Here is a 14391-nt window from a genome sequence, read left to right as displayed (position 1 = left end):
CGCTTGGTCGCCAGGCCGCGGTTGACCGTCTCGGCGATCTCCGGCGCGGCCGGCTCGACGTGGACGTGCGCCGCGGCGCCCTCGCTCGCGGCGGCAGCCTCACCGGCGGCGCGTTCCAGCTTCGCGATCGCGCGGTCGACGGCGTCCCGGTCCGGGCCGGCGGTCACCTCGCGGAGCGTCCGGAGCGCGGTCAGCAGCGCGAGCGCCTCGGCCGCGGCCAGCCGCAGCGGGCGGGCCAGGTAGTCCGCGTTGTTGATGTGGATGACGCCGTCACCCTCGGCCGCCTCGATGTCGATCTCGATCAGGTCGCCCATCTGCGCACCGGGCAGCCCGCAGAACCAGAGCACCTTCAGGTCCGCGATGATCTGCTTCGGCCGGACGCCGAACTCCTTGGCGACGTCGTCGACCCGCGCACCGTCGTTCTCCTGTAAGTACGGCACCAGCGCCAGCAGCCGCTGCACCTGATCACGTGCATTGCTCATGCGCCTGCCACCGTCCGCAGCCGCCACAGCACGCCGTCCAGTACGTCGCCCGGGCCCTCGACGACCGCGTCCGTCCCGTACGAGGCGATCTCCTCGGCCAGCACCGACGAGTCGGCGTACGGGACGTGCAGCAGGTCCCAGCCCTCCTCGTACGGCTCGATGGCGTTCGCGCGGCGCCGCAGGCTCACGCACGACCCGGTCCGCGCCCGCACCTTCGCCTCGGACGTCGGCCGCGGCGGGGCCAGCTCGGTCACCAGCGACCGCAGGTCCGTCCCCTCCGGCACGGTGAACGCGCCGGGCTCCCCCACCGTCTTCACGGCGCCACCGATCCGCGACAGCCGGAACATCCGGGTCGCCTGCCGGTCGCGGTCCCGCCCGACGACGTACCACCGGCCGTGCCAGGAGACGATCCCCCACGGCTCCAGCGTCCGGGTGGTCGGCTCGGAGGCACCGCTGCGCAGGTGCTCGAACCGGACTGCCTGCCGCGCCACCACGGCCGCCCAGAGCGGGTCGAACGCCGGCTCGGACGCGCCGACGTGCGGCTCGATCGCGCTCAGCGCCGACTGGTCGGTCTGGATGCCGGCCGCCTTCAGCTTCAGCACGGCAGACGTGGTCGCCTCGGACAGGCCGGCGTGCTGCCAGACCCGCGCCGCGACCCCGAGCACGGCGGCCTCGTCCGGCTCCAGGTGCACCTCGGGCAGCTCGAACACGTCGCGGCGGATCCGGTACCCGACGTCGTCGGAGAAGAACTTGTCGATCGTGCCCATCTCGATCGGGATGCCGAGCTCGCGCAGCTCGTCCTTGTCCCGCTCGAACATCTTCTCGAACGCGTCGTCGGTCTGCCCCGCGTAGCCCTCGACGACCTCGCGGATCCGCTCCTTGGTCACGTACGTGCGCGCGACCAGCAGGCAGATGACCACGTTGAGCAGCCGCTCACTCTTCCGCGCCGACACCCGACCACCTTACGGCCTCCGGCGGCCAAAACCCGCCTTTTCACACCGGAACTTCGAACACCTCTTCGACCCGCTAGTGTCTCCGTGTGATTCGGTGGCGGGACGGTGTGGTGGCTCAGGTCGGGCGGAGCTGGGCCGGGGCGCTCGAGCTGACTGTGACAGTTGGCGAACAGGCTGTGCGCGCGTTGGCCTACCCGGAGCTGGTTGGTACGCCGGTCGCCGGCGACCGCGTGCTGCTGAACGTAGGCGCGCTGGACCGCGGTCTGGGGACGGGTGGGTACGCCCTGGTGGTCGCCGTACCGGACAGGCTGCCTGCGGACCCGCCGGAGCACGGGCACCTGGTCAAGGCCCGCTACACGCCGCTGCAGGCCATGGTGATGGGAGCGGACGAGCAGGACTCCCCCGACCACGCAGTACTACGGGACGCCGACGACCTCTTCGGTACGCCGGTAGTCGTCGCAGACCTGCACTCCGCGCTGCCGGCCGTACTGGCGGGCGTGTACGAGGCTCGGCCCACCACACGGGTCGTTTACGTGATGACGGACGGCGGTGCGCTCCCCCTGGCGTTCTCGCGGAGTGTCGCGGCGCTACGGGACGCCGGCTGGCTCAGCGGCACCGTGACCGTCGGTCAGGCGTACGGCGGGGACCGTGAAGCCGTAACAGTCCACACCGGGCTGCTGACCGCCGTACACGTGCTAGCAGCCGAGCTGGTCGTCATCACGCAAGGCCCGGGCAATCTGGGGACAGGTACGCGCTGGGGCTTCTCTGGTGTGCAGTCCGGCGAGGCCGTGAATGCCGTCGGCACCCTGGGGGGCCGGGCGGTCGCTTCACTCCGCATCTCCGAGGCGGACCCGCGTCCGCGCCACCGTGGCATCTCTCATCACAGCCTGACCGCGTACGGCCGGGTAGCGCTCCAGCCGGCCGACGTCGTCGTACCGGATCTGGCTGGTGACTTCGGCGACGCAGTACGCGACGCAGCCGAGCCCCTCAAGGCCAAGCATCACGTAGTGCGCGTAGGAGTCGACGGGCTGTACGACGCGATGCGGGGCGCCCCCGTGAAGCTGTCGACGATGGGCCGCGGTCTCGACGAGGACCGCGCGTACTTCGAAGCCGCTGCCGCTGCCGGGCGCCACGCTGCCGGGCTGGTGGACGTGCCCGCACTCAGCTGAACGGTGGGCCCAGCTCTACCTGGGCTGGGGTCGCAGCACTCCTGATCGGAAGGCGGTGCGCCGCGACAGTGGTGGTATGAACAGCACCAAGCACCGCAACCTCACGATCCACGACGTCGCCCGGCCCCAGCCGCCGCTCGCCGTCCGCGGCGCGACCATCCTGTGGCTCACCGCCGTCGGTGCCGGTGTCGCCGAGTCCGTCCTCGGTGCCGCGGGCGCGATCGCCGACGGCACCTCGCTGCTCGGCCTGGTGATGCAGATCGCGTTCCGGGCGATCGTGTACGGCGGCCTGTTCGTCGTCGTCGACCGCTACTTCCGCCACGGCGTCGGCTGGTCCCGCTGGCTGCTCACCGGTCTGCTCGGGACCGTCGGCATGGCGTCGCTGGTGGTCGGGCCGATCGGCTGGCTGCTGCACAACGGCGACTTCGGGACGCTGCACTGGACCGCCTCGTTCATCGCGTTCAGCGCGATCCGGTGCGTTCACATCACCGCCGTGATCACCGCGATCCTGCTCAGCTTCCAGCCCGACGCGAACCGCTGGTTCAGCCACCGCACCGTCCGCCGCACCCGCTGAAACGCGGAAGGACCAGCTCCCGCAGTGGGAACCGGTCCTTCGGCTACTTGCAGGGTCTACTGGCCCGTCTGCTTCGGGGCCCGGAAGGCCCACACCCAACCCGGCCGAAGGCCGGTGCACTTTACTGCCCGGTCTGCTTCGGGGCCCGGAAGGCCCACACCCAACCCGGCCGAAGGCCGGTGGACTTTACTGGCCTGTCTGCTTCGGGGCTGGGAAGGCGTTCAGGATGTCGATCACGGCGAAGGCGTTCACCGTCTTACCGGCCTGGTCCTTGGACGCCGGGAGCTCGACCAGGACGCGGCTACCGATCGGAACGCCGGCGAGGCCGTCCAGGGCGCCGGTCTGACCGTTCGGCCCGGGGCCGACCTGGAGCTGGTCGGTCGGCGCGGCCGGCTGGGCGGCACTCTGCGCGGTGGCAGGCTGCGGGTCCCAGGTGCTGGCCTGCTTCTTGCCGGTGTAGTCGTACACCACGTAGCGCCCGATCAGCTGGCTCGACTTCTCGATCGGCTTACCCTTGCCCAGCGCGAACACGATCGGCTTGCCCGGCTTCGCCGGCGGCTTGGTGCCCGGCGCGACGGTGACCTTCGGCTCGGCGTTCAGCGGGCCGGTGACGCTGACCTTGGTCGGCGACGACGGAGTCACCGGTGCGCCGTTCAGCGGGGTGTCGTTGGCGGCCGCGCCGACCAGGTCGACGACGAAGATCAGCGTGTCGTCGCCCTTGATGCCGGCCTGCGAGTTGCCCGCGGACTTGTAGCCCTTGTCGGACGGGATCGAGAGCAGCACCCGGCTGCCGATCTTCTTGCCGACCAGACCCTCGTCCCAGCCGCTGATCACGCCGCCGACCCCGATCGGGAACGACGACGGCGCGCCGCGGTCGTAGGAGTTGTCGAAGACCTTGCCGTCCCGCCAGATCTGTCCCAGGTAGTTCGCGGTGAGCAGCTCGCCCTTCTTCACCACCGGGCCGTCGCCCTCCTTGAGGACCTCGGTGACCAGTTGCTTCTCCGGGTCGCCCTGGCGGTGCGTGATGGTCGGCTTCTGCCCGAAGTCCGACGTCACCTTGACCCCGGCGGCATCGAATTCGTTCTTCTTGCTGCCTGATCCGCACGCCACCAGGGAAGCCCCCAGCGTCGCGACAACGACCAGACTCAACAGCTTGCGCACGAAACCAGCACCTCGAACCATCCCGGCGCCGATGTGCGCCGCTTGCCTCCGGTCAACGACGCCGACCACCCTAACCTGCGGATTCAACCGGACGGCCGGCCGCCCGAGTCACCTTTGCGTCACACCACGCACAGTCACAACGCTCAGAAACCCACGGCGTTGTGCGGGGCGCGATCCGGTCGCAGCAACGCGTCCAGCCGGGACACGGCTCCCCGTGTGTGCTCGCTGACACGGTGCGAGTAGGCGAACTCACTTGCGCGTACGCCGCCGAGGTACAACGACCCCAGCTCGTTCACGCCGAGGGTCAGGTCCGCGGCTCGGTCGGTGGCCGTACACGTAGCCCCGTCCGGCCCCGCGTCCAGCAGCCACCGTGCTGCCTCTACTTCGAGTACCAACGCGTCCATGGCGGCGTATGTCCGTGCCTCCAGCGCGGCCGGTACGTCGAGGATCCGCAGCCAGAGGTTGTCCCGGGTACGGGTGAGCTTGAGCGCCCGCGGGTTGTTCAGCATCCACCGCAACGGTTCGTCCACGGGCCTGCGGGCGGCTACTACCCGCTTGGTCAGGTCGAAGTCGAGCAACAGGCCCCACAGCGCTCGGTAAGCGTCGGCCGTCAGCGCTTCGAACGCTTCCACCTGCAGTACGCCGGCCTGCGCCGGATCCGGCGACCACGGCAGCCGGAAGAGGGCAGCACCGTCGACTGCACCGGATGCATTGTGGTGTACGAGGTGGTGTGCCAGGCCCGAGCCGTCTGCCGGGAGCGTGTCCAGTCCAGACCACTTACCTGGCAACGGGCTGATCTCTCCTACGCGCTCAGCCCGCACCTGCTCGTGCAGCACCGGCCACACGTCAGCGGCCGTCGCAGCGTCGACCAGGTCGAGCGCACCGGGGTCGTGGGAGTCGTCCCGGAACGCAGCGTCGGTACGCCGGACCTCCCAGCGGTGCTGGAACGTGGCCGGGGAGAACCCGTACCGCCCGTAGATGGTCCCCTCGCTGGCGCTCAAGCCGGCCAGGAACTCGCCCCGCGCCCGGCAGTCGTCCAGCATCGCCGCCATGATCTTCCGTAGCAGCCCACGCCGCCGGTACGTCGGCAGCACGGCCGTGGACGTGACGCCGCCGAGCGCGACCTGCCGGCCGCCGGGGACGGTCAGCTGGACGGAGACGATCGCCGATCCACCGGCGATCTTCCCGTCCACGAACGCGGCCTGCGGGCGGAACCAGTCCGCCTGCAACTCCTCGGCGTACCGCTGCACGTCAGCATCAGTCTTCGGGACCTGCGGCGGCCAAGCGGCGCTACCGGCGTACCAGGCCGAAGGCTCCGGCTCCTCCTGCGGAAACCCGTTCACGTACGGCAGCACACGCAGGTACTCCGGTGTCTCAGCAGGTGTCACCGGCCGGATCTCGATCGTCATGCGCCCTTTCTAAGCAGCACACAACGACCTAGCACTTCATTTAGCTCGGCCCTACATGCTGGCGATGAGCTTCTCTACTCGCCCGTCGTGGGCGCCCCGCACATCTTTCTTCCCTTACATGCTGGCGATGAGCTTTTCGACTCTTTCGTCGTGGGACTTGAAGGGGTCTTTGCAGAGGACCGTCCGTTGCGCCTGGTCGTTCAGCTTCAGGTGGACCCAGTCGACGGTGAAGTCGCGGCGGCGTTCCTGCGCGCGCTTGATGAACTCGCCGCGCAGCCGCGCCCGGGTGGTCTGCGGCGGCACCGACTTGGCCTCGAACACCCGCAGGTCGTCGACGACCCGGGTGACCGCGCCCTTGCGCTCGAGCAAGTAGTACAGCCCGCGCGGCCGGTGGATGTCGTGGTACGCCAGGTCGAGCTGCGCGACCCGCGGGCTGGCCAGGCCGAGGTTGTTCTGCGAGCGGTAGCGCTCGATCAGCCGGTACTTGATCACCCAGTCGATCTCGCGCTCGATCCCGGACAGGTCGCCGGACTCGATCGCCTTCAGCGTCCGCTCCCACAGCGACAGCGCCCGCTCGACGGCCGGGGTGCCCAGCTCGCGGCGGTCGACGAAGTCGCGCGCCTTGGTCAGGTACTCCATCTGGATGTCCAGCGCCGACGCCTCGCGGCCGTTCGCCAGCCGGACCTCGCGGCGGCCGGTCATGTCGTGGCTGATCTCGCGGATCGCCCGGATCGGGTTGTCCAGGGTCAGGTCGCGCATCACGATGCCGGCCTCGATCATCCGCAGCACCAGGTCGGTGCTGGCCACCTTGAGCAGCATCGTGGTCTCGGACATGTTCGAGTCGCCGACGATCACGTGCAGCCGGCGGAACCGCTCGGCGTCCGCGTGCGGCTCGTCGCGGGTGTTGATGATCGGCCGGGACCGGGTGGTCGCACTGGACACCCCTTCCCAGATGTGCTCGGCGCGCTGGGACACCGAGTACACCGCGCCGCGCGGCGTCTGCAGCACCTTGCCGGCGCCGCAGATCAGCTGGCGGGTGACCAGGAACGGGATCAGCACGTCGGCGAGCTTGGCGAAGTCGCCGTGCCGGCTGACCAGGTAGTTCTCGTGGCAGCCGTAGCTGTTGCCTGCCGAGTCGGTGTTGTTCTTGAACAGGTAGACGTCGCCGAAGATGCCCTCGTCGTGCAGCCGCTTCTGCGCGTCCACCAGCAGGCCCTCGAGGATCCGCTCACCGGCCTTGTCGTGCGCGATCAGGTCGGTGACCGAGTCGCACTCGCCGGTGGCGTACTCCGGGTGCGAGCCCACGTCCAGGTACAACCGGGCGCCGTTGCGGAGGAAGACGTTGCTGCTCCGTCCCCAGGACACGACGCGCCGGAAGAGGTACCGCGCGACCTCGTCCGGGGTCAGTCGCCGCTGCCCCCGGAACGTACAGGTGACGCCGTACTCGTTCTCGAGACCGAAGATTCGCCGGTTCACATCACCCACACTACGGCGCCCCTCCGACAACCGTGCCCTGTCTCAGGCGCGCCGTCGCGCCCCGTTACCCCTTTGATGCCCGGTGAGCTCTCCACCCGGGGCTGGAAGTTGGGGTGGAGATGCCTGCGAACGAGCTGACGCCGGCGGGGGCGGCTGGGAGCGTCGGGGCATGAGACGACGTGCCTTCCTTACCGCCGCTGCCGCGTCCGCCGCCTCCGTGTTGGGCGGGGTGCAGGCGGCGTCCGCAGTCACCGACCGCACCCTGCGCCTTCCCGCTCCGACCGGGCCGTGGCCTGTTGGTACGGCGACGCGTGCCCTGACCGACCGGACACGCTCTGATCCGTGGGACGGGGCCCCTACTCGTGAGATCGCGCTGACGGTCTTCTACCCGGCAGCCGTCGTACGTGGGTATCAGCGCGCCCCGCAGCTCGCACCTGCGGCTGCTGAGGTGTTCAAGCAGTTGGACGCCGGTCTGCTGCACCCGGAGCTTCCCACGAGTGGTGTGGACTGGGCAGCAACGCTGACCCACTCCTACATCAACGCACCCGCCCTGCCCGGCCGATGGCCGACCCTGCTCTACAGCCCGGCCGGTGCGGACCCGCGGACCGTCGGTACGTCGCTGGCCGAGGACCTGGCCAGCCATGGGTACGTCGTGATCACGATGGACCACCCTGGCGAGGCCAGCGAGGTCGTGTTCCCGGACGGGCGGCTGCGGGTCATTGAGATCAGCCCTGCCGTACAGACGGACCCGGTGCAGTCACGGTTGATGATGAACACGCGCTTCGCGGACATGCGGTTCGTACTGGACCAGCTGGAAGGGCCCGTAGGTGTGTACGGGCACTCGGCCGGCGGGGCCACTGCCGCTGTGTCGTTGGCGCATCCGAAGGTCCGCGCAGCCATCAACCTGGAGGGCTACCTCGACACCCTGGACGGTGAGCTCTACCCGATCGCCAAGAAGCCCTTGCTGCTCGCAGGTACCGACGGGTTCCGTGACGCTCGCTTCGACCGCACCTGGTCGGCTGTGATGTCCCAAGGCGGTCCCGTACGCCGAGTGCAGCTGTCCGACGCCAACCACTGGATCTGGACGGACTACGCCGCGCTCGCACCCCAACTGCAGACAGCCGGCCTGATGACCGCAGCCGCACGCGCCAAGCTGATCGGCACCTCCTCCTGCGGCGTTCCCGAAGTACGGCGACTGGTCCGAGGATTCTTCGACCAACACATCAAGCACAGAAGGGATGCACTGCTCTACGGAGAGTGACTTGAGTGGCTGGTGACACTGGAGTCACCAGGCGACCAAGGGGTAGAGCGTGACCCGGACCCGAGTGGCAATTGCGGACGTGATCCGCCAGGAACGCGGTCGCTGATGGCCCGGCACTACCCCGGCGTCGCCGGACGGGTGGTGATCGCCAGCGGACTGCTCATGGTGCTGGTCGGCTCCGGTTTCGCCGTACTGCTGGTGTCTGTGCAAGGCCTGCGTACGTCGGAGCACCAGGCGCAGCACACCGCCGCAGTACTGACAAGCGCACACCAGGTGGATCGGCTGGTCTCTGACCTGGCCACAGGGCAGCGCGACTTTGTCATAACAGGTCAGAAGAAGTTCTTGCAGCCATGGGAACAGGCAGCCGAGGCCCTGCCCGCACAGACCAAGGCACTGCAGCAACTGGTGGCCGGCAGCCCTGCCGAGCTCGCCCGGGCGCAGCAGGCCGGACAGAGCATCACGTCGTTCCTGCAGAACTACTCGCTTCCGCAGATCGAGGACGCCCAGAAGGACCCGGACTCGGCGCGGACCGCGACAGCCATTGCCGAAGGTACCCAGCGGGTCACCGCGATCCGTTCGGTACTCGACGCGCTGATCACCTCCGAGCAGCAGCTGTCCACGACCCAACAGCAGCAGACGGACACCATCGCCGACCGTGCGGTCGTCGCCGCGACGGAAGGGCTGGCCGGTTCGGTGGTCCTGGTCCTCGGGTTCACGATCTACCTGACCCGCGCGATCGTCCGGCCGGTCCGGGTGACCGCCGAGATGGCGAACCGGCTGGCCGCGGGCGACCTCGCGGTCCGCGTGCCGGAGACCGGCGTCGGCGAGATCCACACCCTCGAGCGGACCTTCAACACGATGGCCGCCTCGCTCGGCCGGGCGAGCTCCGACCTGGCCGCGTCCCGGGCCCGGATCGTCCGGTCCGCGGACGAGACCCGGCGGCGGATCGAGCGCGACCTGCACGACGGCATCCAGCAGCGGCTGGTCTCGCTCACCCTCGACATCCGCGGCCTGCAGGCGGACAGCGCGACCCGCGAACTTGATGGGGTGGCCAACGGTCTGACCGCGGCCCTGGACGAGCTCCGGGAGATTGCCCGCGGCATCCATCCGGCGATCCTCACCCAGGGCGGGATCGCGCCGGCGGTCCGGATGCTGGCCCGCCGGTCGACGCTCCCGGTCGAGGTCACGATGGACGTACCGGCCCGGCTCCCCGAACCGGTCGAGGCCGCCGCGTACTACGTGGTTTGCGAGGCGCTCACCAACGCCGCCAAGCACGCGGACGCGTCCGCCGCGGTGGTCGACGTACGGCTCGATCACAACCGGCTGCGGCTCTCGGTCCGCGACGACGGCCGCGGCGGGGCGGATCCGGCGAAGGGTTCCGGCCTGGTCGGGCTGGCCGACCGGATCGCGACCCTCGACGGCACGCTGAAAGTCGAAAGCCCTTCAGGTAAAGGCACTACGCTGTCCGTCACGCTGCCGCTGTAGTACAGGCAGCAGGAATGCGACCGGTGCGCCGACGCTGCGATGCTGGTGCCATGCGGTGCGTGATCGTCGACGACAGCCGGCGCTTCCTGGACGCGGCCCGGGGACTGCTGGTCCGCCAGGGCGTCGTGGTCGTCGGTACGGCGACCACGACCGCCGAGGCCGCGGTACTGATCGGGCAAGTCCGGCCGGACGTCGTCCTGGTCGACATCGACCTCGGCGGCGAGAGCGGGTTCGAACTGATCACCCGGCTGCGCGCGGCCGGTGAGTCGGTGCCGATGATCCTGATCTCCAGCCACGCCGAGCAGGACTACGCCGACCTGATTGCGGCCAGCCCGGCGATCGGATTCGTCGCCAAGACCAGCCTCTCAGCCGGAGCTATCCGCCGCCTGCTCAACCGCTGATCATGCGGTCTTGCCGCGGCGTACGACGGCGTCGAAGCCGGCTGCCAGCAGCAGGACGGCACCGGTTACGACCCACTCGTACCCGGACGAGTTCGAGCCCTGGATCAGGTCGCTCATCCCGTTGATGATCACCGCCACCACGAGACCGCCGAGGACCGCGTCGATCATCCGCCCGCGGCCGCCGAACAACGACGTACCGCCGATCACCGCGGCGCCGACCGCCAGCAGCAGCGTGTTGCCGGCACCCGCGTTCGACTGCACCGACTGCAGCAGCGACGCCGCCACCAGGCCGGAGACCGCCGCCATCCCGGAGCAGATCACGAATACCGAGATCCGGATCCGGGAGACCGCGACGCCGCCCCGCCGGGACGCCTCCTCGTTGCCGCCGACGGCGTACACGTGCCGCCCGTACCGGGTCCGGCTGAGGGTGAAGTGCCACACCACGAACAGCACCGCCAGCAGCACGACGACCCACGGTTCGCCCTGCGCCTTGCTGCTGAAGAACGCGTTGCTGATCAGGTTCCGGTTGATGCCCATCTCGTACGTGAACACAACGCCGAGCAGGGCCACGCCGACCACCTTCGCCACGATCACCACGACCGGCGTCGCCGACAGCCCGTTGCGCCGCCGCGACTGCGCATCGGTCAGCTTCACCGCGGCGTACCCGAGCACGAACACGCCCAGCAGGACCCAGCCCAGCCACAGCGGGACGAAGCTGTTCTCCAACGAGATCAACGGCGTACCGGCCGGCAGCGTCACCGAGCCCTGGCCGCCGATCAGGATCAACGTCAGGCCCTGGAACGCCAGGAACGTCGCCAGCGTGATCACGAACGACGGGATCCCGGCCCGCGCCCGCAACCAGCCCATCACGAACCCGATCGCCAGCCCGACCGCGAGACCGGCCAGGATCGCCAGCCACCAGTACCAGCCGTGCCGCAGCATCAGCACCGCGGTGATCGCCGAACACAGGCCGCCGGTGGTCCCGGCGGACAGGTCGATCTCGCCGAGCAGCAGCACGAACACCAGGCCCATCGCCATCACGATGATCGGCGCGGCCTGGATCACCAGCGCCTCCAGGTTGTACGCGCTCAGGAACCCCTGGTGGACGATCGCGAAGAACGCCGTGATCACGATCAGCCCGACGATCGCCGGCGCGGATCCGAGCTCGCCGCCGCGCAGCCGGGCGAGGTAGTCACGCAGATAGGCGCTCAGCGCGGCCGCCTCCCGGTGCCGAGGCGTCTTTCCGTGCCGTTGCGTGTCGTCGGCAACGGTCGTGTTCATACGGCTCCCGCCAGTCCCAGGTCGCCCGATCGTCCGGACGTGATCAGCTCGACAACCTGCGTCTGCGTCACCTCGGACCGCCGTACCTGGGTCGCCATCCGGCCCAGGAACAGCACCGCGATCGAGTCCGCCACCTGCATCACGTCGTTCATGTTGTGCGACACCAGTACGACGGCGACGCCGCGGTCCGCGAGCCGCCGTACCAGCTCCAGCACCTGCTCGGTCTGCGCGACGCCGAGGGCCGCGGTCGGCTCGTCCAGGATCACGATCTTCGAGCTCCACAGCACCGACTTCGCGATCGCGACCGTCTGCCGCTGACCACCGGACAGGCTGGCCACCTTCTGCCGGACCGACCGCACCGTCCGGACCGACAGCGACGCCAGCGTCTCGGTGGCCAGCTGCTCCATCGAGTTCTCGTCGAGCGTGTGCAGCCGGCCGATCCGCTCGCGGCCGAGGAACATGTTGCCCACGACATCGAGGTTGTCGCAGAGCGCCAGGTCCTGGTGGACGATCTCGATCCCGAGGTGCGCGGCGTCCCGCGGCTCGTGCAGCTGCTGCGCCGTACCGTCGACCAGGATCTCCCCGTCGTCGATCCGGTAGATGCCGCCGATGCACTTCACCAGCGTCGACTTGCCCGCGCCGTTGTCCCCCACCAGCGCGGTCACCTCCCCGGCCTCGGCGCCGAAGTCCACCGACGTCAGCGCCCGCACCGGGCCGAACGACTTGCCGATGCCGTGCAGTTCCAGGGTCCTCACGAGGTGTGGATCCCGTTCTCGGTGCAGAGCTTGACCAGCGCGGCCGTCGGGCAGACCGACTTCGCCGGCACGTACCCGTCGGTCACCGGCAGCGCCACGTTCTTCTTCGTGATGATGGTCGGCGACGCCAGGTACGACGGGACCATCCGGCCGCTCGCCGGGTCCTTGATCGTGGCCGGAGCAGTCGGCTTCTGACCGCCCAGGATCTGACCTGCCAGCTTGATCGCGACATCCGCCTCACCGGCGACCGGCTTGTAGATCGTGAAGCACTGCGTGCCCGCCATCACGTTGTCCAGGCCGCCCGCGGTCGCGTCCTGACCGGATACCGCCACCTTGCCAGACAGGTTCTGCGACTTCAGCACGTTGATCACCGACTGCGCCATGGTGTCGTTGGCGACCATCACCGCGCCCAGGTTCGGGTTCTTGCCGAGCATCGTGGTGAACACCGCCTGCGCGGTCGCCGGGTCCCAATTGCCGGTCTGGTCGCCGAGCTTCGTCCAGCCCTTCTGCTTGGACAGCACCGAGTTGTAGCCCTCCGCGAACAGCGTCGCGTTGTTGTCGGTCGGCGCGCCGTCGATCTCGACGTACCCGACCGCGCTCTTCCCGGCGACCTGCGGACAGGCGGTCAGCGCCGTGCCCTGGTCCTGGCCGACCTTCACGCCGTCGAACGAGACGTAGTACGCCGCGCTGCCACCGGCCGTCAGCCGGTCGTAGTCGATCGTGACCACGTTGTGCTGCTTGGCCAGCGACTCGATCGCCTTGCCGGACCCGGAGTCCAGGTTCGTCACCAGCAGCACGCCGACGCCCTTGTTGATCAGCGCCTGGGCCTGCGACTCCATGTTCGTCGCGCTGCCGTTGGCGTTGTCGATGTAGCAGGTCAGCTTGTTGTCGCTACACTGCTTGCGCAGTTCGTTCGGGTCCGCCGAGACCCAGCGGGGCGAGGTCGCGGTGTCCGGCAGCAGCACGCCGACCTTGGCGTTCGCCGGCGGCGCGGAACTGCCGCCGTTCGACGAGTTGTTGTTGCTGTTGCCACAAGCAACAAGACCGGCCAGCAGTACCACCGTGGTCCCGGTCAGCGCGACAGCTCTGGATGATGTTCGCATCGGTGCGTCCTTCATGATCGCCGCAGGGTTCTCTTCCCGCCAGCATGCGGTCCGGTACGCCGCCGCGTCCTTGCTGCAGGCCGGAACACCGCCGTACCTGCTAGCAGGGGGGCTGATCTCCAGCCAGCGTTACTGCACCGCTCGCCGACCGGGGCGATGGTGCGGTTATGGCCACTTCCATTGCGCATCCCTCGACGGAGCGGAACCGGCCCGGACTGCGACGAGAAATCGGTTTCGTCGGCCTGATCTGGGCGTCCGAGGGGTCGATCATCGGTTCCGGCTGGCTGTTCGGCGCCCAGGGCGCGCTGGCGACCGCCGGCCCCGCGGCGATCATCTCCTGGGTGATCGGCGGGGTCGCGATCCTCATCCTGGCGCTGACCCACGCCGAACTCGGCGGCATGTACCCGGTCTCCGGCGGTACGGCGCGGTTCCCGCACTACGCCTTCGGTGGCGCGGCCGGTGCGTCGTTCGGCTGGTTCTCCTGGCTGCAGGCGGCCACCGTGGCGCCGATCGAGGTGCTCGCGATGATCACCTACGGCACCCACTACTCGTTCGCGAAGGGCTGGGAGCGGACCAGCGCCGGCGAGCACATCCTCACCGGACCCGGAATCGTGGTCGCCGTGCTGCTGATGGCCGCGGTCACCGCGATCAACTTCCTCAGCATCCGGCTGCTCGCCCGGACCAACAGCGTCGCGACCTGGTGGAAGGTCGGCATCCCGCTGCTCACCATCTTCGTGCTCGCGATCGCGCAGTTCCACGGCAGCAACTTCACCGCCGCCGACGGCTTCAACCCGGGTGGGGCGAAGGGCATCCTGTCGGCGGTCTCGACCAGCGGCATCATCTTCGCGCTGCTCGGTTTCGAACAGGCCGACCAACTGGCC

The 14391-nt window shown here is 69.2% G+C and carries 13 protein-coding genes and 1 pseudogene; 6 read left to right on the top strand and 8 right to left on the bottom strand.

Annotated elements, in window-relative coordinates; all coding sequences use genetic code 11:
• Both VFF46_RS35790 and VFF46_RS35785 read right to left on the bottom strand, forming a co-directional pair.
• Positions 1–482: pseudogene (locus VFF46_RS35790) on the bottom strand (WYL domain-containing protein); the annotation flags it as partial.
• Positions 479–1435: a helix-turn-helix transcriptional regulator gene (locus VFF46_RS35785; protein ID WP_325041690.1), complete on the bottom strand. Its 957-nt coding sequence runs from the start codon at positions 1433–1435 to the stop codon at positions 479–481. The pseudogene VFF46_RS35790 and the gene VFF46_RS35785, both read right to left, overlap by 4 nt.
• An 86-nt stretch (positions 1436–1521) precedes the next feature.
• Between VFF46_RS35785 and VFF46_RS35780 the strand changes: the two genes are divergently transcribed.
• The gene (locus VFF46_RS35780; RefSeq protein WP_325041689.1) at positions 1522–2604 is read left to right on the top strand and encodes a DUF3866 family protein; all 1083 of its coding nucleotides are present in this window, start codon (positions 1522–1524) and stop codon (positions 2602–2604) included.
• 76 nt (positions 2605–2680) lie between these two features.
• Positions 2681–3178, top strand: coding sequence for a hypothetical protein (locus VFF46_RS35775; protein ID WP_325041688.1), 498 nt, complete (start codon positions 2681–2683; stop codon positions 3176–3178).
• A gap of 186 nt (positions 3179–3364) precedes the next feature.
• Here VFF46_RS35775 and VFF46_RS35770 read toward each other — a convergent pair whose 3' ends face one another.
• The 3 genes from VFF46_RS35770 to pafA all read right to left on the bottom strand — a co-directional run bounded on the left by VFF46_RS35770 (position 3365) and on the right by pafA (position 7224).
• Positions 3365–4339, bottom strand: coding sequence for an FKBP-type peptidyl-prolyl cis-trans isomerase (locus VFF46_RS35770; protein ID WP_325041687.1), 975 nt, complete (start codon positions 4337–4339; stop codon positions 3365–3367).
• A gap of 143 nt (positions 4340–4482) precedes the next feature.
• Positions 4483–5748, bottom strand: coding sequence for a GNAT family N-acetyltransferase (locus VFF46_RS35765; protein WP_325041686.1), 1266 nt, complete (start codon positions 5746–5748; stop codon positions 4483–4485).
• 114 nt (positions 5749–5862) lie between these two features.
• Positions 5863–7224: a Pup--protein ligase gene (gene pafA, locus VFF46_RS35760; RefSeq protein WP_141852932.1), complete on the bottom strand. Its 1362-nt coding sequence runs from the start codon at positions 7222–7224 to the stop codon at positions 5863–5865.
• Positions 7225–7393: 169 nt separating this feature from the next.
• Here pafA and VFF46_RS35755 point away from each other — a divergent pair, with 169 nt between their 5' ends.
• The 3 genes from VFF46_RS35755 to VFF46_RS35745 all read left to right on the top strand — a co-directional run bounded on the left by VFF46_RS35755 (position 7394) and on the right by VFF46_RS35745 (position 10371).
• Positions 7394–8485 carry an alpha/beta hydrolase gene (locus VFF46_RS35755; protein ID WP_325041685.1) on the top strand — a complete coding sequence of 364 codons (1092 nt, stop codon included), beginning with the start codon at positions 7394–7396 and terminating at the stop codon, positions 8483–8485.
• A 105-nt stretch (positions 8486–8590) separates the two neighbouring features.
• Complete coding sequence (locus VFF46_RS35750) at positions 8591–9970, top strand: CHASE3 domain-containing protein (protein WP_325041684.1); 1380 nt, start codon at positions 8591–8593, stop codon at positions 9968–9970.
• A gap of 50 nt (positions 9971–10020) precedes the next feature.
• Positions 10021–10371, top strand: coding sequence for a response regulator (locus VFF46_RS35745; RefSeq protein ID WP_325041683.1), 351 nt, complete (start codon positions 10021–10023; stop codon positions 10369–10371).
• Here VFF46_RS35745 and VFF46_RS35740 read toward each other — a convergent pair whose 3' ends face one another.
• Genes VFF46_RS35740 through VFF46_RS35730 form a run of 3 tightly spaced genes read right to left on the bottom strand, consistent with a single transcriptional unit; the run spans position 10372 to position 13510 of the window.
• Complete coding sequence (locus VFF46_RS35740) at positions 10372–11652, bottom strand: sugar ABC transporter permease (protein WP_325041682.1); 1281 nt, start codon at positions 11650–11652, stop codon at positions 10372–10374. It abuts the gene before it with no gap.
• Positions 11649–12407: an ATP-binding cassette domain-containing protein gene (locus VFF46_RS35735; protein ID WP_325041681.1), complete on the bottom strand. Its 759-nt coding sequence runs from the start codon at positions 12405–12407 to the stop codon at positions 11649–11651. The genes VFF46_RS35740 and VFF46_RS35735 overlap by 4 nt, the downstream gene beginning before the upstream one ends.
• Positions 12404–13510 (bottom strand): sugar ABC transporter substrate-binding protein, encoded by a 1107-nt coding sequence (locus tag VFF46_RS35730; protein WP_325041680.1) that lies wholly within the window; start codon positions 13508–13510, stop codon positions 12404–12406. Before VFF46_RS35730 ends, VFF46_RS35735 begins: the two co-directional genes overlap by 4 nt.
• A 167-nt stretch (positions 13511–13677) precedes the next feature.
• Here VFF46_RS35730 and VFF46_RS35725 point away from each other — a divergent pair.
• The coding region (locus tag VFF46_RS35725; RefSeq protein ID WP_325041678.1) for an APC family permease at positions 13678–14391 on the top strand (714 nt) is incomplete at its 3' end.

This window comes from Kribbella sp., from assembly GCF_035655035.1.
GTDB lineage: Bacteria > Actinomycetota > Actinomycetes > Propionibacteriales > Kribbellaceae > Kribbella.
This window is presented reverse-complemented; position numbering and strand designations above follow the sequence as displayed.